The organism is Aeromonas salmonicida, assembly GCF_028355655.1.
GTDB lineage: Bacteria > Pseudomonadota > Gammaproteobacteria > Enterobacterales > Aeromonadaceae > Aeromonas > Aeromonas salmonicida.
This window is the reverse complement of the sequence record NZ_CP110645.1, coordinates 3,482,567-3,505,432: the sequence shown is the minus strand read 5'-3', so window position 1 is coordinate 3,505,432 and position 22,866 is coordinate 3,482,567. Positions and strand designations below refer to the sequence as shown.

The following is a 22,866-nucleotide window of genomic DNA, read 5'->3' as shown; positions in this document are numbered from 1 at the left end:
GGGCACAGGGGGTTGCCATGAAGGCAAAGCCAGTTGGCTGGGCTGATAGGGGACTGGCAATGAAAAGGCCCCATGACGGGGCCTTTGGCGTTTTATACCTGATGCATCAGCCGGGCTGCGGGCCCGGCAGGGCGGGGGGCTGGGGGGAGTCGGACTCCACTTTCTGCTCTTCGCCCTTCATGTTCTTGATGTAGATATCCATCTGGTTGAACGCGATCTCGATGCCGTTAGCCTTGAACAGGACGTCGATCTTGCGGTTCAGTTCATCCACGGCCGGGTTGCGATCGCCGAGCTCACTCACGAAGAAACGCAGCTCATGATCCAGGGTGCTGGGGCCGAAGGTGAGGAAGTAGACGATGGGGGCCGGGTCTTTCAAGACGCGGCTGTTCTCATCGGCTGCCTGTTTGAGCAGGGTACGTGTCAGCTCCAGATCCGAGCCGTAAGCCACACCCACCCGCACGATCACCCGGGTGACGGTATCGCTCAGGGACCAGTTGATCAGCCGCTCTGTCATCAGCTGCTGGTTGGGAATGATCACCTCTTTGCGGTCGAAGTCAGTCAGGGTAGTGGCGCGAATGCGGATCCTGGAGACGGTACCGGAGAAGGGGCCAATGGTGACTGTGTCGCCGATCCGCACCGGACGCTCGAACAGTATGATGATGCCCGAGACGAAGTTGGAGAGGATCTCCTTCATGCCAAAACCGATACCGACCGACAGACCACCCGCTACCCACTGCAGCTTGTCCCACTGTACACCCATCATGGAGAGGGCGGTCAGGGAGCCGAAGCCGATCAGTACATAGTTGAGTATGGTGGTGATGGCGTAGGCGGTACCCTGGGCCAGGTTCAACTTGGAGAGCACCAGCACTTCCAGCAGACCGGGCAGGTTGCGGGCCAGTGACCAGGCGCCCCCGAGCAGGAGGAAGCCGATCAGCACGTCGCTCAGGCTGATCGGGAAGAGCACGGCATTGGTGCCGCTCCCTTCACTGCGGTGCCACAGCACCATGCTGTCGAGGTAGGAGAAGACTGCCACCAGATCAGACCAGAGCCAGTAGAAGGCGACGCCGAAGACCAGCAGCAAGGCAGTGCGGGTCAAGCGCAGGGATTGCTGGCTGACATCCTCCAGGTCCATGGGCTGCTCTTCGATGGACTCGCCACCTTCCGCGTCTTCCTGGGATTTGTGCTCACGCTTGGCCACGGCACGGCGGTAGGCCAGGCGGCGGGCCGCCAGCTCCAGACCACGCAGTGAGGTGCGGTAGACCAGGCTCCAGATGATCAGCAGGTAGAAGGATTCCACCAGACGGCCGGTCAGTTTCAGCGCCGTATAGTAGTAGCCCAGTCCGACCAGCACCATCAGTGCCACCGGCGCCAGCGCCAGGGCGCCCGCTGTGATCGACTGTTGCATGCTGCCCTCGCCCTTGATGATGGTGCGAGAGATGGGGAACACCAGATAGGTGGTGAGGCCCAGCAGCAGCAGGGTTAGCGCCTGACCGACAACATCGTTGCCCAGCGACGAAGGCTCTACGACCGCCTTGGTAGAGAGCATGATGAGGGGCAGCAGCGGCAACCAGAGGTAGCGCATGCTGGTGCGCTTGGCCTGCAACTCGGCCTTCGGAATGCGGAAGTGGGATTCGGCAATGCCGCCCGGGCGCATCACCGCCAGGTAGACGCTGAACACCAGATAACCGAGGGCAAGGTTGAGGGTGATCTGGAAAATCAGTTTGGGGCTGAGCAGGCCACAGTAAGTGAGCCAGAGACCGGCCGCCAGTATGAAGAGGCTGCCCGGCAGGCGCTGCAGCACTGTATAGAGCAGGGCGCGCGGTGTGTGCCACTGGCTGTCCTGGCGAAAACGTCCCAGATCCTTGTTGATCCGCTTCTGTCGATTGAGCAGGGAGGGTCGCTTCCAGATCAGCAGGCCACCCACCAGCAGCAGCGGGAAGGCGAGCAGGGAAACCGGCAGCAGCATCTCGCCCCAGCCGTCCCAGTCCGGTTTCAGCACCCAGTCTGAGGCTTGCTTGTAAGCCTGGGCAGGCCAGTTGATGAACCACTTCACATCGATGGGTTTGTTGCTGCTGACCCAGAAGATGTGTTGCTGCAGGGTAAATTCGATGGAAGCGTAGATCCGCGCCAGCTGCTGCTGGGTCAGCTGCAGGCTGATGGCGTTGGTCAGCTGGCTGTCGAGCTGACGGTTGAGCTGGTCGAGCAGGCTGATGCGGGTGTCGAGCAGGGTGGAGAGATTGGCTCTGTCCTCTGCACTGACCGGCTCGCTGCTGTTGGCGATCAGGTTGTCCAGATACTGGGTTTTCTGGAACAGCTGGTCACGTTGCTGGCTCAGTTCGAACTGTGCCAGATGCAGATCGGCGATCTGCTCTTCCAGATTCTTGACAGCAGAGGTGGGCGCGGACTCCAGCTGTTGATAGAGCTGATAGAGGATGCGGGAGAGCAGCAGGTTGCCCTTGAGCATCTGTACCTGTTCGTTCAGGTTGCGCTCTGTCTGGGTGCCGCGTTCCAGCCAGCTTTTGGCTTGCAGGTTCTTCTGCACCAGATTGTTGAGATTGGTGGTGGCGCTGACCAGTTGCTGGCTGAGCTGATGGTTGAGTTCCTGCTCTTTTTGTACCAGCGGGTTATCGTCGATGGCGACCAGTTCACCGGTCTGCTCTGCGGTTTTTTCGGTATCCCCCAGACGTTTGGCACTGCTCTGCTCCTGCAGCAGTTGCAGCTTCTGCTCCTCGTTGGCGAGGCGAGCATTCTGGTAGTCCCGTTGTTTGACCGCCAGGTCCTGCATGCTGGTACGGTTATCCAGCTGTTGTTGCAGATTGGCCAGTTGCAGCTCCAGCAGGGCCAGCTCTGCGCCCAGCTTCATCTTCTCGGCAGTGCTGACGCTGTCACCGACGTTGAGGCGGGTGCGGATCTCCTGGCTGCGCTGATAGGCACGGCTCATGTTGGTCTGCGCCCGCTCCGGCAGGGTTTGCAGACTGGTGAGCTGGCTGCCGATGGTGCCGAGGGTTTCCTGGGCATCCTGCATGTTGGCAATGACTTCGGGCTGGCGGCTCTCCAGCTCGGCCAGACTCATGCGTGCGTACTCACTCTTGATCTGCTCGGCGCTCTTGTTCTGGGTCAGGGCATCGAGTTTGGCGCTGATCTCCCTGAGCTCACCTGGCAGAGCGCGGAGGCGTTGGGTTTGGCTCTTGGCCTTGGCATGTTCCTTCTCGATGCTGTCGAGCAGGCTGAGGGTGTCTGTCAGAAACTTCTGGTCGGCCTGCTGGCTGACGGTGAGGGTCTCGGACTTGCCGAGGGCATCGAGCGCCCGCTGTACGCTGGCCCGTTGGGGCACATCCTGCGCCATGGCTTGCGGGGCGCAGAGGCTGATGAGTAAGCAGAGCAGCGGCAACAGGGCTGCCGAGGCTCTTTTGAAACGTGTTGAGAGCATAAAACTTCCGGGTTATTACGCGATATTTGGGACATTTCCCACTTGGACTGAATCCGCGTGGATTCTAACACCGGGCTTGAACGGGAAGCAGGGGGGCAGATAAAAAAAACGGCGCCCGCAGGCGCCGTTTTATCGGTTCAGGACTGATTAGAGTACGTGAACGGAGGCGGTGTTGGTGGTACCGCTCGGTACCAGGGCACCGGAGACCATGACGACCACGTCACCCTTCAGACCCATGCCGCTTTCCAGCGCTGCTTCTTTACCGATGCGATAGAAATCGTCGGTAGAGGCGATGCTGTCAACCACATGAGTCACCACACCCTTGGTCAGAACCAGTTGGGCTGCGGTTTTCTTGTTGGTGGTGATGGCTAGGATCCAGGCTTGCGGGAAGTACTTGCGAATGGCCTTGGCAGATTTGCCGCCTTCGGTGGCAACCACGATCAGCGGGGCGCCCAGCTTCTCGGAGGTCTCGACCGCGCCTTTACAAACGGCTTCGGTGATGCGCAGCTTGTTGCTGTCGTTGGCAGCAGACAGGTTGGACGGCATAACGGCATCGGTACGCTCGCAGATGGTGGCCATGATGGTCACGGCTTCCAGCGGGTACTTGCCCTTGGCGGACTCACCGGACAGCATGACTGCATCGGTACCGTCCAGAATGGCGTTGGCCACGTCGCCAGCTTCGGCGCGGGTCGGACGCGGGTTCTTGATCATGGAATCCAGCATCTGGGTGGCGGTGATAACCACTTTGCGTGCCTTGTTGCACTTGGTGATGATCATCTTCTGGGCGAAGATCACTTCTTCAACCGGAATTTCCACGCCCATGTCGCCACGTGCCACCATGATGCCGTCGGAGACAGCCAGGATCTCGTCGAAGTTGTCCAGGCCTTCCTGGTTTTCGATCTTGGAGATGATCTGGATGTTCTCGCCACCGTGGGCTCTCAGGTGCTCACGGATTTCCAGCACGTCTTCTTTCTTGCGAATGAAGGAAGCCGCAACGAAATCAACGCCTTGCTCGCAACCGAAGATGAGGTCGCGCTTGTCTTTCTCGGCCAGGGCCGGCAGCTTGATAGAGACGCCCGGCAGGTTGATGCCCTTGTTCTCGCCCAGATCACCGCTGTTCAGCACTTTACAGATGACTTCACGCTCGGTGATTTCGATCACGTCCATGCCGATCAGGCCGTCATCCACCAGGATGCGGTTGCCGACGCGCAGGTCGTTGGCGAAACCGGCATAGGTCACGGCCACTTTGTCTTTGTTGCCAATGACGGTCTGGTCGGTGGTGAAGGTGAAGGTCTGGCCAGCGACCAGGGCAACGTCGTTGCCGCCTTCCAGCTTGATGGTACGGATTTCCGGACCCTTGGTGTCGAGCAGTATGGCTGCGTGCTTGCCGGTTTCGGCCATGACAGCGCGCAGGTTGTTGATACGACCACCGTGCTCGGCGTAATCGCCGTGGGAGAAGTTCAGGCGCATGACGTTCATGCCGGCATCCAGCATTTTAGCCAGCATTTCTTTGGATTCGGTCTTGGGACCTATGGTGCAGACGATTTTGGTCTTTTTCATGTCAGTCTTCATGGTTAAGGAGTTTCCGCCGTGCAATATACACCAGTTTTTGGATACTTTTTATGATCCAGAAACAACGTTTTGACCAGATAACGTTTTCTTTTCAGGGATAACGTTTTCCTCCCGGTTACTTTTTAGGGCATAAATTAACTGGTTTTCGCAGATCTGGCATAAATGTTGCCATATGTGTCTCGGCGCCGGTTAGCCTCGTCAGATGTTATAAAATGACGATCCTTCCCTGTCATCAAGCCGTCATCAGTCTCGACAAGAATAGACCCGGTGACTGAACATGAGAGCCGCAATATGGCGCCCTATCTGCTGATACTCTCTCTCGCCCTGCTCGGGATGCAGGCACTGCCCGCCAGCTGCTGGCCGGATGATCCAGCGCCTCTGGAGGGGGCCGTCAGCTCTCTTGAGCTTGCCGAATTGCACCAGATGCTGGCGGCCAGTGAACCCCTTCTCTCCCGCCCAGCCTGGCAACAGCTGCGTCAGGCCAGTCTGCTTGGCTGGCATCCACAATCCCGCTGAAAACCGTGTGATGAGCAAGAAAGGGAGGCCGAGCCTCCCTTTCTTGTCTTATTGCTGCTTGTTCAACCGGGTGTCACTCAGTTGATCTTGCCCATCTCGATGGCGAAGCTGGTAGCCAGCTGGGCAAACTTGAGGGCATGGCCGGCCGATGCATCGGAGTTTTGCAGGGTATCCTGCGCCGTGTGGATCTTGGGGTTGTAGTCGTTGAAGCGTGACTCGAACGGCATGGCGGCGGGATAGCCCTGATTGTGCCAGGAGGCATGATCCGAGCAACCGTAGCCGCAGCTGTCATAGCCATAGCTTATTTGCGGCAGGTAGGCGTCAAGCAACTGGGCGAGATAGCCGGTCAGTCCCTGGTCCGTGTAGTCGGTCATGAAGACGATATCCTCAACCGAGCCCTGATAGTTGGTCATGTCCAGCTGCAGCGCGGCCAGTACCCTGGTGTTGGCCGCCTTGTAGCGGGTCGCTATGTCCTTGGAGCCGCGCAAGCCCACCTCTTCTGCCGCATAACCGATAAATTGCAGGGTGCGCTCCGGTTGGCGGCCCTGCTCGGCGATGACCCTCAGTACTTCGGTCAGGGTGGCGATACCGGAGGCATCATCGTCGGCGCCCGGGGCCAGGGTGCGGCTGTTGGGAGCCGAGCCTGCGGTGGAGTCAAGGTGGCCGCCGAGCACCACGACTTCGTCAGGATAGCGGCTGCCCTTGAGGGTCAGCACCACGGATTGCTGCGGGTAGCCGCTGTGTTTTACCCGGCTGACGCTGGCCCAGGGCAGGGCACTGCCGAGGCTCTGCCACTGGCTGGCGACCCAGTCGGCGGATTGCACCCCGGTTGTGGTGGTGTAGTAGCGGTTGCGCCAGCTGGAGAGCTTGCTGATGGTGCCCACTATGTTGCCCTGATCCAGATAGGGCAGCAGCCGGTTGACACTGGCACCCTGAGTCAGCGGTGGCGGGCTGAACAGGTTCTGGCTGAGGGGTTGGGCCATGCTCTGCAGCGCATCTGCCAGCGTGCTGTGAACCACATAGCCGCCACAGCGTTGGTGGCCTTCATGCATCAGGTGGGAGAGGGTACCCAGCTCGCTCGCCTCTATCTGGGCCAGCTGTATGGGGGCGCCGCTGGCGCTGAACAGGGGGGCCAGCTTGGCCTTGACCTGCCTGAGTTCGACGCCGTTGTCGGCACCGACCGTGATCCAGACGGGGTCAGCGGCCTGCACGGCGAGGGGCAGCAAGAGGGCGGTCATAAAGAGTTTCATGTCGGATCCTTCCGGGTATTGTCACAGGTGACTAGCATGGGTGGGTGTCATAAGACGACCACCGCAGTCTAGCCAAGGGGGCGCTCACCGGATCTGCCCATCTGGTATGCGGACTCCCCCGTCCGGTGGGGGCCGCTGCACAATCTGCTGTTTACCACCGGGCTTGTCCCGAGCTGGCCGGAGCTTTGTGCTGACAAGGAGGCGGGTGGCAGTGTGGTTGCAAGGTGGTACCCAAGGTGCCCCGGCTGGGGGGCTGACGAAGGGAGCCAAACTGTGCCATGGCGCTGAGGTGCGTTCGGGATTGCCGATATGACTCATCAGCCATCGTCAGCACGATTCAGTCACGGGTGGACTGGGGGATAAACGAAAGGGGCCATGGGCCCCTCTCTTGTCTGGTGGTGACGGGCTTATGCAGGGGCGCCAGTGGTTTCCGCCAGCATACCGAGCGCTATCTCCCGCTCCCCCATGATCACCTTGTCTGCCCCCTGTCGGGTGAGGAAGTGAACCTCGTCATCGCTGTGGGCGCGGGCGATGACCCGGATGGCCGGATTGATCAGTCTGGCCTGGGCGATGGCCTCGCCGGCCTCGAAGCTGTTGGGGATGGCCACCAGCAGCCAGCTGGCATCGGCGATGGCGGCGCGACACAGCACCTCATCGTTCGCCACGTTGCCATTGATATGGGGGATCCCGGCCTGGTGCAGGCTTTCCAGCCGGTGCGGATCCTGCTCTATCACCACCAGTGGCCGCCCGGCGGCTTGCAGCCCTTCCACCAGCAGGCGACCGACACGGCCAAAGCCCACCAGCACAGTGTGCTCCTTCATCTCGACGGCCGGACACTTGCACTCGGCCAGTGCCTGGGGGTTGTCGGCATCCGGGTGCTTCTCCAGGTAGCGCTCGACGGCGTTGAACACTAGGGGGTTGAGCATGATGGAGAGGCTGGCACCCACCAGGATCAGATCCCGGGCCGCTTCCGGCACCAGCTTGAGCACGATGGCGAGCCCAATCAGGATGAAAGAGAACTCGCCGATCTGGGCCAGGCTGGCGGAGATGGTGAGCGCGGTGCGCTGGCTGTAGCGAAACAGCCGCACTATGGCGTAGGCCGCCACCGACTTGCCGAACATGATGATGAACAGGGTGGCCAGCACCGCCAGCGGATCCGTCAGCAGCACAGCCGGGTTGAACAGCATGCCCACCGAGACGAAGAAGAGCACGGCAAAGGCATCCTGCAGCGGCAGCGTGTTGTTGGCGGCGCGATGGCTCAGCTCGGAGCTGTTCATGACGATGCCGGCGAAGAAGGCGCCGAGGGCGAAGGAGACGCCAAACAGCTTGACCGCACCGAAGGCGATGCCGAGGGAGCCGGTCAGTACCGCCAGCGTGAACAGCTCGCGGGAGCCAGTGCTGGCGGTGTGGGCCAGCAACCAGGGGATGAAGCGACTGCCCACCACCATCATCAGTGCCACGAACAGGGCGACCTTGCCGAGGGTCCAGCCCAGATCCAGCGCTATGCTCTGCCAGCTCATGCTCTGATCGCCGTGCTGGATATTGGCGAGTATGGGCAGCATCACCAGCGCCAGCACCATCACCAGATCCTCGACGATGAGCCAACCGATGGCGATGCGCCCCTGCAGGGTCTCCAGGTTCTGGCGGCTCTCCAGCGCCCGCAGCAGTACCACTGTACTGGCGGTGGAGAGGGCGAGGCCGAACATCAGGCCGGCGGTGAGATCCCATCCCAGCAGGGAGGAGAGCCCCATGCCGAGCAAGGTGGCGACCGCTATCTGGACTATGGCCCCCGGGATGGCGATCTTCTTCACCGACATCAGGTCGCTGAAGGAGAAGTGCAGGCCGACCCCGAACATCAGCAATATGACCCCCAGCTCCGCCAGCTCGGGCACCAGCGCCATGTCGGCCACATAACCCGGTGTGAAGGGGCCCGAGATCACCCCGGCCGCCAGATATCCCACCATGGGGGAGATCTTGAGACGATGGGCAAGCATGCCGAGTACGTAGGCGAGCACGAAGCCGCCAACCAGGGTGGTAATCAGGGGAAGGGAGTGGTCCATGTCGTCACCTCGCTAATGGCAGTCAGGGGGCTACCAGATCACCGCTGGGGATGAAGAGGGCAGCTGTCAATGAGCAGGGGGCGAAAGAGACAGATGTTGGCCGCAGCGAACACTGGATATTGGGGACAACAGTTGTCGTTTCTGTTGAAAAGTAATACAAATTTTGCTTAAAAGCAATATTTATCCACATTTTGACGCTTGTTTGCGATTAAAAGTGTATAAGTGTCGAAATGCAGGGGGAGAAGAGACAGCTTTATCCATTTCGTTGGCAGGAATAATTCATCGTTGATGATTTTCCCTGTATAGGTGGGTGCCAGCACGCCACAAGCACCAAGGCGACCCAGAGGTCGCCTTGGTGAAGATACGCTGGTACTCACTCGCCCTTGGCAATGCCCTCGCGTCTCGGATCGGCGGCGCCGAACCAGCCGCCGGCATTGCGCTTGACCCCTTGCAGACCCGATGTCTGCTCGCTCAGTACCACTTCGTGGCCTCTGGCCTTCAATCCCTCGACCACGCTCTCCGGTGTGCGCCCAAGCTCCAGCTCGGTGGGGCCGTTGCGGCTGCCGAAGTTGGGCAGGTTGATGGCCTGCTGCAGGTTCAGCCCCCAATCCTGGGTGCCGAGCAGCGTCTTGCCCACGTAGTTGATGATGGCGGAGCCCCCCGGCGAGCCCAGCGTCATGGTCAGCTCGCCGCTTGGCTTGTCAAAAACCAGCAGGGGGGACATGGAGGAGCGTGGCCGTTTGCCAGGCTCGACCCGGTTCGCCACCGGCAGACCGGCGGCATCCACAGAGGTGAAGGAAAAATCGGTGAGCTGGTTGTTGAGCAGGTAGCCGTTGACCATCAGCCGCGAACCGAAACCATCCTCGATGGAACTGGTCATGGAGACCGCCATGCCCGCCTTGTCGACGATGGAGACATGGCTGGTGGAGGGGAGCTCGGGGGTCGCATCCTTGCCGCGAGCCAGTGCCAGCGGCGGCGTACCGGGCTGGGCGATCCCCATGGAGCGCTCGCCGACAAGCTTGCTCCGCTCGGCCAGATAGCCCTTGTCCAGCAGCCCCTTCACCGGCACGCTGACAAAATCGCTGTCTGCCACATACTGGTTGCGATCGGCGAAGGCGAGCCGCGCCGCCTCGCTGTAGAGATGGATGGCATCGCTTGATGCGGCAAGCTGACCTTCTGGCGTCGTCACAGGTTTGAGGGCCGCCATGTCGCGGCTCTCCAGCATGCCGAAGATCTGTCCCAGGGCTATGGTGCCTGAGGAGGGGGTCGGGAAGCCGCAGATCTGGCTCTGACGGTAGTCAAAGCAGAGGCCGTCGCGCAGTTTGGCGCGATAGCTGGCCAGATCGGCCGCCGCCAGCACACCGGGATTGGTGGGATGCTGGCGCACCTTGGCCACCATGGCATCTGCCAGCGGCCCCTGATAGAAGGCATCCGCCCCCTGTGTGGCCAGGGTCTTCAGCACCCGGCCAGCGCCGGGTTGGTGAGCGTGCTGCCGGCAGGCCTTGGTGTGCCGTCGGGCAGATAGAAGTAGGCGCGGGCATCCGGGTCTTTGGCGAGATAGGGGTCTTTTGCCAGCAGGGTGGCGAGGCGCGGGCTGATGACAAACCCCTGCTCCGCGAGGGTGATGGCGGGCTCGAACAGCGCAGCCCAGGGCAGCTTGCCATAGCGCTGATGGGCCAGCGCCAGCGCCCGCACTGTGCCAGGCGCGCCGACCGAGCGACCGCCCACCACGCCGTCATAGAAGGCCATGGGCTTGCCATCCTTCATGAACAGCTGATCCGTGGCGGCGGCAGGGGCCGTCTCGCGACCATCCACAGCCGCAACCTTGCTGCCATCCCATACCAGCAGCAGGGAGCCACCACCGATACCGGAGGATTGCGGCTCCACCAGAGTCAGTACCAGTTGCACGGCGATGGCGGCATCCACGGCGCTGCCGCCCGCCCGGATGATCTGGTAGCCCGCATCCACTGCCAGCGGGTTGGCCGCAGCCACCATGAAGTCATGACCCTGCCAGCCCTGTTTGTCTGTCCAGCCGCTGGCGGCTTCCGGGGCGATCAGGGTCTGGGGGGGCGGGGCATAGTGAAAGCCCTTGTCACTGGCGCAACCGGCCAGGAGGGCGAAGGCAACGGCCAGCCCTGCGGGTTTGAGCAACATGACACTCTCCTTGTCTGTTTTATGAGCGCGAAGGACGACTATGTCACGATTGGCACTGGTTGCTCAAGTTGTTGAACCAGATCAATACCTTACTCATTTATCAATAAAGGTCATGCGCCGCAGACACAAAAAAACCGCCACTCGGGCGGTTTGTGCAATGCAAGCAGGCGTTGATCAGATGGACTGCTCTTCGCCACCCAGGGCGGCAAACAGTGCCGGGATGAACTGGGCCAGCTCGGCGGTCACCAGGGCGAAGTCCGCATCCAGACGGGCGGCGGGATCTTCGCTGGTCACGTCGTCGTTCTGCTCGCGCAGCTCTTCGCTGAACTTGAGACGCTTGATGGAGAGGTCGTCCCCCAGCACGAAGCTCAGGGTCTCGCCCCAGTTCAGAGCCAGCTTGGTCACCAGCTTGTCGTTGGCCAGGTGGTTCTTTATCTCGTCGGTCATCAGATCCTGCTGCTTGCAGCGGATGATGCCGCCGTGCTCCATGGCACTGCGCAGCTCGGCTTCGTCTTCCAGTGCGAAGGTGGCGGGCAGGTTACCCTCGCTCAGCCACTCTGTCATGGTGATCTCGGGCGGATTCTTGAGCGCCACCGGCACCACCGGCAGAGTGCCTATGCTCTTGCGCAGCAGGGCCAGCAGATCGTCCGCCTTCTTGGCGGAGCCCGCGTCCACCACCATCAGATTGTCGGCCGGGTTGATCCAGGCGAAGGTCTGGCTGGTACGACTGAAGGCACGAGGCAGCAGGGTGTGGAGTATCTCCTCCTTCAGCGCTTCCTTCTCTTTCTTCTTGAGGGCGCGGCCCTGCTCGAATTCGATCGCTTCTACCTTCTCCGCCAGCATCTCCTTGATGACGGTACCCGGCAGCATCTTCTCTTCCTTGCGGGCACAGATGAGGATGTGGCCTGAGGCGGAGTGGGTCAGTGTCGAACCGAATTTGCCAAGGGGCTTGACCCAACCGAACCGGGACATGTCCTGACTGCCGCAAGGGGTGAAGGCACAGGCCTCGAGCTGGGTTTCCAGCTGATCCACTGTCAGGTCAAAGGGGCGGGTAAAGCGATAAATCTGCAGGTTTTTAAACCACATGGCGTCCTCGGTCTCATAGATTGTCCGGCGGGCATTGTACTAGAGAGGCGCTTTGTGATCAGCCAATCATTCTCGTAAAAAAAGGACGATCGAGTTCACAGGGAGTCATGTTCGTCCCCAACCCTGTCATCAAAGTCCCCTAGACTGCGGGTGTTCAGATTGTTAACAAGGATGCAAATATGTTGAGGCCGAGTCGGTCCGAGGACATGGAAGAGATCGTCGAAATCTGGTTGCTGGCCTCCCTGCAGGCCCACGATTTCGTCGATGCCTCCTGCTGGTGGCAGGCCCAGGAGGATCTGCGCACCCGCTATCTCGACCACGCCCGCATCTGGGTGTTCGAGGAGCGCGGCGAGCTGCTCGGCTTCATGGCACTGGTGGAGGATTACCTGGCTGCCCTGTTCGTGCGCCCCGACCGGCAGGGGCGTGGCGTGGGCCATGCCCTGCTGCAGGAGGCCAAGGCGCAGGGGGCCAGATTGCATGCGCGGGTGTTCGTGGAGAATGCGCAGGCGGTGCGCTTCTACCGCCGCCACGGTTTCGTGATCCAGGGGGAGGAGTCGGATCCCCTCACCGGTCATCCCCAGTACAAGATGTGTTGCGAGCCCGCCTGAATCTGACGCCACCTGCCTGTTTTGCTTGAAAAGAGAGGCTGGCATCCTCATCTTGTCTCCATCGGGTGCCGCTGGCACCTCTCCTGGATCCGAGTCGATTTCTCATGAAAATCCTGCATACCGCCGACTGGCACCTTGGTCATCAACTCCATGGCCATGAACGCCGCTTCGAACACGACAGCTTCCTCGACTGGTTGGCCGATACCATCAAGCAGCGGCAGATCGATGCTCTGCTGGTGGCGGGCGATCTGTTTGATACCGCCAATCCCCCCGCCAGCGCCTGGCAGCAGCTCTACCGTTTTCTGGCCAGGCTGCGGGCCGAGATGCCCCACCTCAACATGGTGCTGATCGGTGGCAACCACGACTCCCCCTCCAAGCTGGATGCCCCTCACGAACTGCTGCGCGCCTTCGATCTGCATCTGGTGGGCAGCATCAGCCGTGACAGTGAGGGCAAGCTTGAAACCGACCGCCTGCTGGTGCCGCTGCAAGATAGGGAGGGCAAGATAGCCGCCTGGTGCGCCGCCGTTCCCTTCCTGCGCAGCAGCGACCTGAGGGTTGAACAGCTTGAAGAGGGCCAGGATCGGCTGATTGAAGGGGTACGGCGGGTCTATGAAGAGGTATTGACGCAAGGTCGCGCGCGCTGCGAACCCGAGCAGGCACTGATCGCCATGGGCCACGCCTATCTGGCGGCAGGTCAGCTCTCCGAGCTTTCAGAGCGGCGGGTACTCGGCGGCAACCAGCATGCCCTGCCTGCCAATATTTTTGCCAGCGCCGACTACACGGCGCTCGGTCACCTCCATCTGGCCCAGAGCCCAACCGAGGGTGTTCACTACAGCGGCTCGCCACTGCCGCTCTCGCTGGCCGAGGCCAACTACAACCATCAGGTGCTGGAAGTGACGTTTGAGGGGGGCAAATTGGTGGGTCTGGAGCGGATCCCTGTGCCCCGCGCGGTAGAGATGATCCGCCTGCCCGAGAGCGAACTGGAAGGGGCGCTCAAGGCCATAGAGGCCTTGTCCCTGCCAGCGCTGCCCAGCGAGGCACAACCCTTCCTCGAAGTACGACTGCTGCTGCCCAGACCCGAGGCCCGCATCCGCGAGCGCATACTGGCGGCGCTGGCGGGCAAGCCGGTACGCCTGGCCCGTATCAGTACCCGTTATCTGGGCTCTGGCCAGGGGCTGGCCGATGGCCAGAACCAGCGCAGGCTGGATGAGCTCTCCCCCACTGAGGTGTTCAGGCTCTGCTATCAGCGCCAGTTTGACGGTGAACCCGAGGCCGAACTGGTCGCCTCGTTTGAAGAGATATTGCAGCAGGTGAAGGAGTCCGGCGCATGAAGATCCTGTCCCTCAGCGGTGAGAACCTGGCCAGCCTGACCGGGGCCTTCACCATCGACTTTACCAAGGGGGCGCTCGGCGCCGCAGGGCTGTTTGCCATCACCGGCAACACGGGCGCCGGCAAGAGCACATTGCTCGATGCCATCTGCCTGGCGCTGTACGACGAGATGCCGCGCTTCATCGCCAATCGCAAGCACGTGGCCGAGGTGGGCCGAGCGGATGACGAGGAGAAGCTCAAAGCCAACGACGTGCGGGGCATCCTCAGTCGCGGCCACGCCAGCGGCTGTGCCGAGGTACGGTTTCGCGGCTGCGATGGCCGCATCTGGCTGGCCCGCTGGGCGGTGCGCCGGGCGCGCAACCGTTCCGAGGGGCGTTTTCAGGCCCAGGAGCGCAGCCTGACCGACGTGGCGTCGGGTCAGGTCTTCTCCGGCAGCAAGCGGGAGCTGCAGGATCGCATCGATGAACTGGTGGGGCTCTCCTGGGAGCAGTTTCGCCGCGCCGTGATACTGCCTCAGGGGGAGTTCGCCGCGTTTCTCAAATCGAGCGCCGACGAGCGCTCCGCCCTGCTCGAACGGATGACGGGCACCGAGCTCTATTCCGCCATCTCCATCCAGACCCATGAACGGGCGCGGGAGGAGCAGCAAAAATTGGCCGCTATCCAGCAACGGCTCGGCGACGTGGCGCTGATGGACGAGGCGACCCGCGAGCAGTGGGTAACCCAGCAGCTGGGTCTTTCCACCAGCCTCAAGCACGAGCAGCAGCAGCGCCAGCTGTTGCAGGACTTGCGGGACCTCAACGATCGTATCGCCGCCCAGTTGCTGGCCTGCGAGGAGGGGCAGACGGCACTGACCGCCGCCGAAGCGGCTCACGCCCAGGCGGCTCCCGAGCGGGAGGAGTTTGGCCGCGCCGAACAGGCCCAGGTGGCCCGCGCCGATCACGACGAGCTCGCTCGCCTCACCCTGGAAGTGCAGCAGCAGGAGCAGCTCATTGGCCAGCTGGGTCCCGAGCTCGAACAGGTCGAGCAGACCCAGCAGCAGGCCGCGCTGCGCGAGCAGCAACTGCTGGCCGACAAGATAGCCGCCGAGCGCGAATGGGGGGCGCTGCAACCTGAACTCAAGCGGGCGCAGGAGCTCGATACCCGCATCAGGGAGAAGAGCAGCCAGTTGCAGGAAGTTCAGCAGCAGGGGGCGCAGGCCCGCGCGCTGCAAGTCGCCCTGCAACAGGAGTGGCAACAGCAGGCGAGCCGGGTGCAGGCGCTCGAGGTGCGGCGTCAGCAATGGGCGCTCTGGCTCGAGGAGCGCAAGGCGCTGGCACCCCTGGCACGCCAGTGGCAACCCCTGCTGGCGGCCATGCAGGACTGGGCCGAGGGTCGGGATCAGCTGCAACATCTGCTGCAAAGCCGTGAGCACAAGAGCCATGCCCTGCGGGATCTCAACAGCCGGCTGGAGCAGGGACAGCAGGAGCGGGACTACTGGCAGCAGGAGCGCGCCCGGCTGCAACAGCAGCACGACCAGTTGCAGGCGCAGGAGTGGGATGGTCAGGTCGCCAAGGCGCAGGAGCAGCGTCAGACCCAGACCGAGCAGCTGGCACGGGTGCGCCAATTGCTGGAGCTGGCGGAGGCAGGCCGTAATCACAGCGAGCAACAGGAGCGCTTGTTACAAGAGATGGCACTGCTGGAGCAGCACCTCACCCGATTGGCCATCCAGCACGAGGAGCTGGAGCCTGCGCTGGAGCGACTCGGGCTTCAGCGTGACGAGGCGCGTCATGCGCTGGATCAGGCCCGCGCCGTCGCCAGCTTCGAGCAGTATCGTCACGTGCTCAGCGATGGTACGCCTTGCCCGCTGTGTGGCGCAGAGGAGCATCCCTATCGCCAGAGTCAGCCGCAGGTGGCCGGCATCCTGGCCCAGCTGGCCGAGCGTGCCCGTCAGCTGGAGCTGGAGTGGGAGCGACTCAATCATCAACATATTCAGGGAGAGAGCGAGCGCGTCGAGCTGACTCGTCAGCTGGTTGCCCGCCAGCAACACCAACCCGAGCTGGAGGCGAGAGCCGAACAGCTGACCCAGCGCTGGTTGCAGTGGGGTGGTGAGACCTTGTTGGGCCACGGGCTGCCTTTGCGGCAAAGCCCCGCCGAGTGGGCGGATCTGCTGGCGCATCTCTTGGCACAGGGGGAGGCGCTGGAGCTGGGTCTGGTGGCCGGACAGCGACAGCTGCAACAGGCCCAGCAAGGCCAGCAGATGCTGATGGGGCTGCGCAATCAGCTGACTCAGCTCACAACCCGTCATCAGCAGTTTGAACAGCAGTGGCAGGAGGCCGAGCGGCAGAAGATAGAGTGGGAGGCCGAGCTCAAAGCGCTGGCCGAGCAGGAAGTCACACTGCGCCAGCGCCTGGTTCAGGGTGAAAGCCGGCTCGATGAACAGATGGGGGCCGAACCCTGGCGTCAATGGCTCGGCAGCCGGCAGTGGCTCGAATGGCAGCAGACCTGCGAGGCCTATTTGCAGGGACAGCGCGAGTGGGAGCAGCTGGGCAGCGAACTTGCCAGCCTGACCCCGGCGCTCAGTGCGCAGGAGGCACGGGTACAGAGCCAGAATGAACAGCTGCACAAGCTGGAGCGCGACTACAAGGAGGCCGAGCAACAGCGCCAGGGACTGCTGGCCAGCCGCGAGGCGTGTCTTGGGGGACGTGCTATCGCCGAGGTCGAGGGCGAGTGGCAGCAGCGACTTTCACGGGGAGCCAATCAACTCGAAGAGGCGGTGGGCGCACTGCGGGCCGCAAGGGAGCGACAGACAGAGCTCAAAACACGGTTGACCCATCTTGAGCAGGACAAACAGGTGAGCAGTCGCCGCCGCCGCGAGGTACTGGGGCGCTGGGCTTCCCATGCCACCAGGCTCGGGATTGCCGAATATGATCTGCGCCGATTGCTGGCCATCCATCCGGAGGAGCTCAAGGCCCGCCGTACAGCCCTGCAGGGGCTGGATGATGCCCTGGCCGAGGCGCGTACCCGGCTGGCCGAACGCCAACGGGCGCTGGCGCTGGAGGAGGTGAAACGGGAGCGTTATCGCGAGCATCACGGCGAATTGACAGCGCTCTCCACCGAAGCCCTTGCCGAGCGTCTTGGCGCTTGTGAGGCCCATTGTCGCGAGCTGGAGGAGCAGCTGTTCCAGTGCAAGAGTACCTTGGCCCAGGCCGAGGCGGCGGCCCTCAAGGCTGGCTCCTTGCAAGAGGAGCTGAGTTGCCAGCAGGCGGTGACGGATCACTGGCAGCAGCTGTCCGAGCTTATCGGTTCCGCCAGCGGCGCCAAGCTGCGCACCTTCGCCCAGAGCCTCACCCTGGAGCGTCTGCTGCTGGAGGCCAATGCCCAGCTCGGCGAGTTGTCGCCGCGCTACCGACTGGAGCGGGTACCCGGTACGGATCTGGCGCTGCAGGTGGTGGATCTGGACATGGGGGACGAGGTGCGATCTGTGGACTCCCTCTCCGGCGGCGAGAGCTTCCTGGTGTCGCTGGCGCTTGCCCTGGCGCTCTCCAGCCTCTCGTCGCGCCAGACCCAGGTCGAATCGCTGTTTATCGACGAGGGCTTCGGCACCCTGGATCCGGACAGCCTGGATCTGGCGCTCTCCAGCCTCGACTCCCTGCAGGCGGCCGGTCGCCAGATAGGCGTCATCTCCCATGTGCAGACCCTGGTGGAGCGGATCGGTGTGCAAATTCGGGTCGAGGCCCTCGGCGGTGGTGAAAGTCGGGTGGTGTTGCCCTGATGGTGGCGCTTCAGCCATGGCAAAAGGCCCCTGTCAAAGGGGCCTTTTTGTTGGCGGGTTCAAGGCGGGTGTTTATTTCCGCTCGGGCAACATATTGGTCAAGGTGTTATCCTTGAGCACATGATGGTGATAGATGGCTGCCGCCGCATGCAGGGCGATCAGCGCATAGCCTATGTTGGCCAGCGTTTCGTGCAGATCCTTGATCGTCCCCTTCAGACCATCATCCGGTGCAAGCAGGGCGGGCAGCTCACATCCGAAGAAGGGAATGGGTTTGCCGCCTGCGCTGAGGAGCAACCAACCCAGCAGCGGAGCAAGGATGAGAAAGCCATACAGTGCCAGGTGGGCTAGGTGACCCAGTGTTCGCATCAGGGGTGACAGGGTGGGCACTATGCGGGGTGACGGGCTGCTAAAGCGCACCAGCAGCCGTACGACGACCAGCGTCAGAATCAATAAGCCCACCATGAAGTGCCACTCCTTCATCAGGTCACGGCCGGCCGAGCCCTTGGGGAAAATATCCCTGAACTCCATCAATGCGTAGACGGCCATCATCAATAGCAGGGTCAACCAGTGCAGCCCGATACTCAGGCTGCCATAACGCTGTTCGGTATTTTTCAACATGCTCGTGTCCTTCTCGGGGCGCTCATTGCATCACGTTTTATCTCGTTGGGCGGGCTTGGGATGGCCGGACCTTGGTATATCCCTTTCCATGTTACGAGACTTGTCCGGGCAAACATTGATCCAGATAACCTTTTAACAATGAATGCTCATCCCGCTGGCTGTGGTTGTACCTTTCATCACGGAGCTATGCTTCTGATAACCCTGCCCGCTATGGCAGTGATGACGAGGGTTTGATCCATGAAACATGTCGGCTTGGGTAAGGGTCTCCTGTTCATGTTGTGCGCCCTTGTGGCAGGGGGGATGGGGAGCAGCAATGACCGCCTCTCTGCGGCCGAGTCTGAATATCCAACGCGCTTATCTGCCTATCTCGGCCTGTTGCCGGGGCTCATCGATTCCGATGGTAGCGGCCCCTTCGTCAATCTGGTCAAGGCTATCGCCGATCTGGACGACGGGGTCGAGGTGAGCGTGATGGTCTATCCCATGTCGCGGGCAACCCGCAGCGTGGTGATGGGGGAAGCGGACTTCAATCTGCCCGCGTTGCGCAATCCCTATATCGATGAATCCATGCTCCCCTATCGTTTCAGTTCTGTGACCTTTGGCAAAGTGACCCATGTGCTTTACAGCAACAGCACAGCTCCGATTACGCCTGCCATGGTACTCGGTTATGAGTACACCAAGCGGGATCTGCTCATCGAGGGGGTGAGCGACTTCTGGCCCTTCTCGGTCAAGCGTTCCCTCTCAATCGAGCAGTCCCTTGGCAAACTGAGCAGGGGCCGTATCGACGCCTTTCTCTGGGCGCAGGAGGAGGCCGATTTTGCATTGAGGAAGATGGGGCTGACCAATATCCACCGCGTCTATTTCGGCGAGTTCGACGATGTGTTTATTATCCCGAAAGGAGAGAAGGGGGATAGGGTGGACCGTTTCCTGACACAGTCCATCGGCAAGCTCAAGGCCTCCGGTCAGCTGGACAAGATCTACTCTGCCATCCACGGCCCCTATCAGGAGTGGCAACCGGGAGAGAACACTGCGACCAAGGTGGTCCGAGAGGCTCAATAAGCGGATTTACCCAGCCTGCGGACTCACTTACTGTTGAGCGAAATATTGGTAAGGGAAATACCTTGAACATATCCGAGTCAGCGATATTGAGCGAACTGCAGCAGATCCTGTTTCGATCCTTTGATGTGATCCCGATACCGATCCTCATTTCAGAGGCGGTCTGTGGTGATACTCTTGGCACAATACCAACAACCCTGTCGAACATTCCCATCCGGCATCACAGGTTCGTGAATCAGGCATTCTCGGCGCAGCTGGGTTACACCCTGGCCGAGTTGCCGGATATGACAGCCTGGTTTGCGACTGTCTATCACGATGAGCAGACCAGAACTCAAGCCATCCAGGACTGGAATCAGGTTGTCATGACCAGTCTGGCCAACGGCTCTGCCGTGGCGGAGATGTCTACCCGGATCTACTGCAAGAATGGCCAGCGCCGCTGGTTTACCATCACAGCCCAATTGACGGCCGATGCCATGCCCGGTTGGCACATAGTGACGTTTCGCGACATTCACGATCTGCACTGCATGATAGAGGAGGTCAGTCGCCTCTCCTGTACCGATCCACTGACAGAACTCAGCAATCGGCGCGGAGCCGAACAGCAGCTGCAGGCGCACTGGCTGCAGGGGCGACCTTTGTCAGTGGTTCTGTGCGATGTTGATCACTTCAAGCAGGTCAACGATCGATACGGTCATCCCGCCGGGGACGCGGCCTTGTGTGGGGTTGCCCGCATCATGGGGGAGCAGTTGCAGGGAAAGGAGTGTCTGGCGCGCTGGGGAGGGGAGGAGTTCCTGCTGATCCTGCCGGGAGCTGATGCCTCCCGGGCGGTCTCCCTGGCCGAGCAACTGCGACAGCTGTTGTCTGCCAGTCAGATAAATTGGCACCATCACCATTTCTCACTGACGATGAGTTTTGGCTGCGCCACGCTGACGACGGGACAAAGCCTCGACAACCTGTTGCAGGTGGCGGACAGGGCGCTGTATCAGGCGAAGGCGCAGGGGCGAAACCGGGTATTGTTTGGCAAGGAGTAGTCGGTATTCACTGCCATTTTTTCATAAAAAAACCGAAGCGCATGGCTTCGGTTTTTCGTTGCAGCAACTGGCTTGAACCAGCAGTGCATTATTTTTTGATGCGGATCACCGGGGTCTCGCCCACAGTTACGGCACCCGTCATCTTGATCAGCTCTTTGATCTCATCCATGTTGGAGATGACAACCGGCGTCAGGGTAGACTTGGCTTTCGCTTCCAGAATGGCCAGATCGAACTCGATGATGGTGTCGCCGCGCTTGACCTTTTGACCTTCCTGAGCGATGCGGGTGAAGCCTTCGCCTTTCAGTTCAACGGTATCGATACCGAAGTGAACGAACAGCTCGATACCAGAGTCGGATTCCAGCGAGAACGCGTGGTTGGTCTCGAAGATCTTGCCGATGGTACCATCGCACGGTGCAACCATCTTGTTGCCAGCCGGCTTGATGGCGATACCGTCGCCGACGATCTTCTCGGCGAAGACAACGTCAGGCACATCTTCGATCGGTACGATTTCACCTGACAGCGGGGCAAAAATTTCGATGCCGCCTGTATCAGAGCTATCGTCGGAAACCAGTTTCTTCAGTTTATCAAACAGACCCATAGTAAAAGCTCCTAGAGATGATTGTCGCTGTTTGCAGCCGATCTTAGCAGACTGCCTTCTGCTTAATAAAGTTATCTACACAGGCTTCGATTTCGGCGGCGGTTGCATAGCTCAGAGCCTGGTCAGCCATTGCCTTCACATCTTCGAAGTTGGTGTTGCGGATAAGCTTCTTGATACGCGGTACAGAGATGGAGCTCATGGAGAACTCATCCAGACCCATACCCAGCAGCAGCAGTGTGGCGCGTTCGTCACCAGCCAGCTCACCACACATACCGGTCCACTTGCCATTGTCATGGGAAGCGTCGATAACCATCTTGATCAGGGTCAGGACGGAGGGTGACAGCGGGTTGTACATGGCGGAGATCATCTCGTTACCACGGTCGACTGCCAGAGTGTACTGGGTCAGGTCGTTGGTACCGATACTGAAGAAATCCACTTCTTTAGCCAGATGATGAGCCATCACGGCAGCAGCCGGAGTCTCGATCATGATACCCACTTCGATGGATTCATCAAAGGCTTTGCCTTCGGTGCGCAGTTCGGCTTTCAGCTTCTCTACGGTGGCCTTGAGGCTGCGGAACTCTTCGACGGAGATGATCATCGGGAACATGATGCGCAGTTTGCCGAAGGCAGACGCACGCAGTATGGCCCGCAGCTGGGCATGCATGATGTCTTCGCGATCGAAGAAAATACGCACGGCACGCCAGCCCAGGAAGGGGTTCATCTCTTTCGGGAAATTCATGTACGGCAGTTCTTTGTCGCCGCCAATGTCCATGGTACGGACAATGATCGGCTGATCCGGCATGGCCTCTGCCACTTCTTTGTAGGCCTTGAACTGCTCGTCTTCGGTCGGCAGCGCATCGCGATCCATGAACAGGAACTCGGTACGGTACAGACCCACGCCTTCGGCGCCATTGCGGATGGCACCTTCGGTATCCTTGACGGTACCTATGTTGGCGCAGACTTCGACCTGGTGACCATCCAGGGTGATGGCAGGCAGATCTTTCAGCTTGGCCAGCTCATCTTTTTCAGCCTGGAACTGGGCCTGGAATTGCTTGGCTTCGTTCAGCTGTTCAGCGGTCGGGTTGATGATGATCTGGTTGTTGATCGCATCCAGTATCAGCATCTCGCCATTGTTGACGCGCTCTGTGATGTCGTTGGTGCCCACTATGGCCGGCAGCTCAAGGGAGCGCGCCATGATGGAGGTGTGAGAGGTACGGCCACCGATATCGGTAACGAAGCCCAACACATATTTCAGGTTGATCTGGGCAGTTTCGGACGGAGTCAGGTCTTTGGCGACCAGGATGACCTCTTCGTCTATGGTGCTCAGATTGACAACGGCGATGCCCAGCACGTTCTTCACCAGACGGGTTCCGATGTCACGGAAGTCGGTGGCGCGCTCGCGCAGGTAGGGATCGTCCAGATCGGCCATCATCTTGGCGTATTGCTCGATGACCTCGTAGACGGCCTTATCAGCGGTGGCCTTGTTGTCTTTGATGAAGGATCTGATATCCCCTTCCAGCTCCTCATCTTCGAGCAGCATGATGTGGCCTTCGAAGATGGCCTCTTTTTCCTCACCGAAGGTGCGACCAGCCATGGCTTTGATGGCTTCCAGCTGTGCAGCTGACTTGGTGCGGGCTTCGAGGAAGCGGTTGATCTCGGCGTCAATCTGGTCAGCAGAAATCTTGCCCTGATTGATAACGATTTCATCTTCTTTAAGAAGAAGCGCCTTACCGAATGCGATACCGGGGGACGCAAGAATGCCAGATATCATAATCCTTCCTATTAAAACGACTGTGGGGGAGGAATAAAGCTG

Annotated in this window: 14 protein-coding genes and 1 pseudogene; 6 read left to right on the top strand and 9 right to left on the bottom strand. The window is 60.6% G+C overall.

What is annotated here, in order from left to right; translation table 11 throughout:
- Positions 1-106: 106 nt before the first annotated feature.
- Positions 107-3,430 (bottom strand): mechanosensitive channel MscK, encoded by a 3,324-nt coding sequence (gene mscK / locus ONZ54_RS16280; protein WP_271786675.1) that lies wholly within the window; start codon positions 3,428-3,430, stop codon positions 107-109.
- 147 nt (positions 3,431-3,577) lie between these two features.
- Complete coding sequence (pykF, locus tag ONZ54_RS16275; protein ID WP_011898977.1) at positions 3,578-4,990, bottom strand: pyruvate kinase PykF; 1,413 nt, start codon at positions 4,988-4,990, stop codon at positions 3,578-3,580.
- Between the two features lie 303 nt (positions 4,991-5,293).
- Between pykF and ONZ54_RS16270 the strand changes: the two genes are divergently transcribed.
- Positions 5,294-5,518: a hypothetical protein gene (locus tag ONZ54_RS16270; protein ID WP_271788298.1), complete on the top strand. Its 225-nt coding sequence runs from the start codon at positions 5,294-5,296 to the stop codon at positions 5,516-5,518.
- Between the two features lie 77 nt (positions 5,519-5,595).
- Here ONZ54_RS16270 and ONZ54_RS16265 read toward each other — a convergent pair whose 3' ends face one another.
- The 4 genes and pseudogenes from ONZ54_RS16265 to rdgC form a co-directional block, all read right to left on the bottom strand.
- Complete coding sequence (locus ONZ54_RS16265) at positions 5,596-6,768, bottom strand: M28 family metallopeptidase (RefSeq protein ID WP_271786674.1); 1,173 nt, start codon at positions 6,766-6,768, stop codon at positions 5,596-5,598.
- A 407-nt stretch (positions 6,769-7,175) separates the two neighbouring features.
- Entirely contained in the window at positions 7,176-8,828 is a 1,653-nt protein-coding gene (gene ybaL, locus ONZ54_RS16260) for a YbaL family putative K(+) efflux transporter (RefSeq protein ID WP_271786673.1), read from the bottom strand.
- A gap of 373 nt (positions 8,829-9,201) precedes the next feature.
- Positions 9,202-10,823 (bottom strand): annotated as a pseudogene (locus tag ONZ54_RS16255) (gamma-glutamyltransferase family protein).
- Between the two features lie 333 nt (positions 10,824-11,156).
- Complete coding sequence (gene rdgC, locus ONZ54_RS16250) at positions 11,157-12,068, bottom strand: recombination-associated protein RdgC (RefSeq protein WP_005312334.1); 912 nt, start codon at positions 12,066-12,068, stop codon at positions 11,157-11,159.
- A 179-nt stretch (positions 12,069-12,247) separates the two neighbouring features.
- Between rdgC and ONZ54_RS16245 the strand changes: the two genes are divergently transcribed.
- From ONZ54_RS16245 to ONZ54_RS16235, 3 genes are all read left to right on the top strand, one after another.
- Positions 12,248-12,676 carry a GNAT family N-acetyltransferase gene (locus tag ONZ54_RS16245; protein ID WP_005312341.1) on the top strand — a complete coding sequence of 143 codons (429 nt, stop codon included), beginning with the start codon at positions 12,248-12,250 and terminating at the stop codon, positions 12,674-12,676.
- Positions 12,677-12,780: 104 nt separating this feature from the next.
- The gene (locus ONZ54_RS16240) at positions 12,781-14,007 is read left to right on the top strand and encodes an exonuclease SbcCD subunit D C-terminal domain-containing protein (RefSeq protein WP_271786672.1); all 1,227 of its coding nucleotides are present in this window, start codon (positions 12,781-12,783) and stop codon (positions 14,005-14,007) included.
- Positions 14,004-17,756: an AAA family ATPase gene (locus ONZ54_RS16235; RefSeq protein WP_271786671.1), complete on the top strand. Its 3,753-nt coding sequence runs from the start codon at positions 14,004-14,006 to the stop codon at positions 17,754-17,756. The genes ONZ54_RS16240 and ONZ54_RS16235 overlap by 4 nt, the downstream gene beginning before the upstream one ends.
- Positions 17,757-17,828: 72 nt before the next feature.
- On the opposite strand, the gene ONZ54_RS16230 is transcribed toward ONZ54_RS16235, so the two are convergent.
- Entirely contained in the window at positions 17,829-18,374 is a 546-nt protein-coding gene (locus ONZ54_RS16230; protein ID WP_271786670.1) for a cytochrome b, read from the bottom strand.
- Positions 18,375-18,611: 237 nt separating this feature from the next.
- Between ONZ54_RS16230 and ONZ54_RS16225 the strand changes: the two genes are divergently transcribed.
- Both ONZ54_RS16225 and ONZ54_RS16220 read left to right on the top strand, forming a co-directional pair.
- Positions 18,612-19,430, top strand: coding sequence for an ABC transporter substrate-binding protein (locus ONZ54_RS16225; protein ID WP_334312709.1), 819 nt, complete (start codon positions 18,612-18,614; stop codon positions 19,428-19,430).
- Positions 19,431-19,492: 62 nt separating this feature from the next.
- Positions 19,493-20,455 carry a sensor domain-containing diguanylate cyclase gene (locus tag ONZ54_RS16220; protein ID WP_271786668.1) on the top strand — a complete coding sequence of 321 codons (963 nt, stop codon included), beginning with the start codon at positions 19,493-19,495 and terminating at the stop codon, positions 20,453-20,455.
- A gap of 88 nt (positions 20,456-20,543) precedes the next feature.
- Here the strand turns inward: ONZ54_RS16220 and crr are convergent, their stop codons facing one another.
- On the bottom strand, positions 20,544-21,053 hold the full coding sequence (crr, locus tag ONZ54_RS16215; RefSeq protein ID WP_005312365.1) for a PTS glucose transporter subunit IIA: 510 nt from the start codon (positions 21,051-21,053) through the stop codon (positions 20,544-20,546).
- A gap of 43 nt (positions 21,054-21,096) precedes the next feature.
- Positions 21,097-22,824 (bottom strand): phosphoenolpyruvate-protein phosphotransferase PtsI, encoded by a 1,728-nt coding sequence (gene ptsI / locus ONZ54_RS16210; RefSeq protein WP_005312368.1) that lies wholly within the window; start codon positions 22,822-22,824, stop codon positions 21,097-21,099.
- Positions 22,825-22,866 lie beyond the last annotated feature (42 nt).

Coding starts and splice junctions, on each gene's coding strand:
- ONZ54_RS16245 (WP_005312341.1), top strand. CDS start 12,248: ATGTTGAGGCCGAGTCGGTCCGAGGACATGGAAGAGATCGTCGAAATC.
- ptsI (WP_005312368.1), bottom strand. CDS start 22,824: ATGATATCTGGCATTCTTGCGTCCCCCGGTATCGCATTCGGTAAGGCG.
- crr (WP_005312365.1), bottom strand. CDS start 21,053: ATGGGTCTGTTTGATAAACTGAAGAAACTGGTTTCCGACGATAGCTCT.
- rdgC (WP_005312334.1), bottom strand. CDS start 12,068: ATGTGGTTTAAAAACCTGCAGATTTATCGCTTTACCCGCCCCTTTGAC.
- ONZ54_RS16230 (WP_271786670.1), bottom strand. CDS start 18,374: ATGTTGAAAAATACCGAACAGCGTTATGGCAGCCTGAGTATCGGGCTG.
- ONZ54_RS16235 (WP_271786671.1), top strand. CDS start 14,004: ATGAAGATCCTGTCCCTCAGCGGTGAGAACCTGGCCAGCCTGACCGGG.
- pykF (WP_011898977.1), bottom strand. CDS start 4,990: ATGAAAAAGACCAAAATCGTCTGCACCATAGGTCCCAAGACCGAATCC.
- mscK (WP_271786675.1), bottom strand. CDS start 3,430: ATGCTCTCAACACGTTTCAAAAGAGCCTCGGCAGCCCTGTTGCCGCTG.
- ONZ54_RS16225 (WP_334312709.1), top strand. CDS start 18,612: ATGAAACATGTCGGCTTGGGTAAGGGTCTCCTGTTCATGTTGTGCGCC.
- ONZ54_RS16265 (WP_271786674.1), bottom strand. CDS start 6,768: ATGAAACTCTTTATGACCGCCCTCTTGCTGCCCCTCGCCGTGCAGGCC.
- ONZ54_RS16240 (WP_271786672.1), top strand. CDS start 12,781: ATGAAAATCCTGCATACCGCCGACTGGCACCTTGGTCATCAACTCCAT.
- ybaL (WP_271786673.1), bottom strand. CDS start 8,828: ATGGACCACTCCCTTCCCCTGATTACCACCCTGGTTGGCGGCTTCGTG.
- ONZ54_RS16270 (WP_271788298.1), top strand. CDS start 5,294: ATGGCGCCCTATCTGCTGATACTCTCTCTCGCCCTGCTCGGGATGCAG.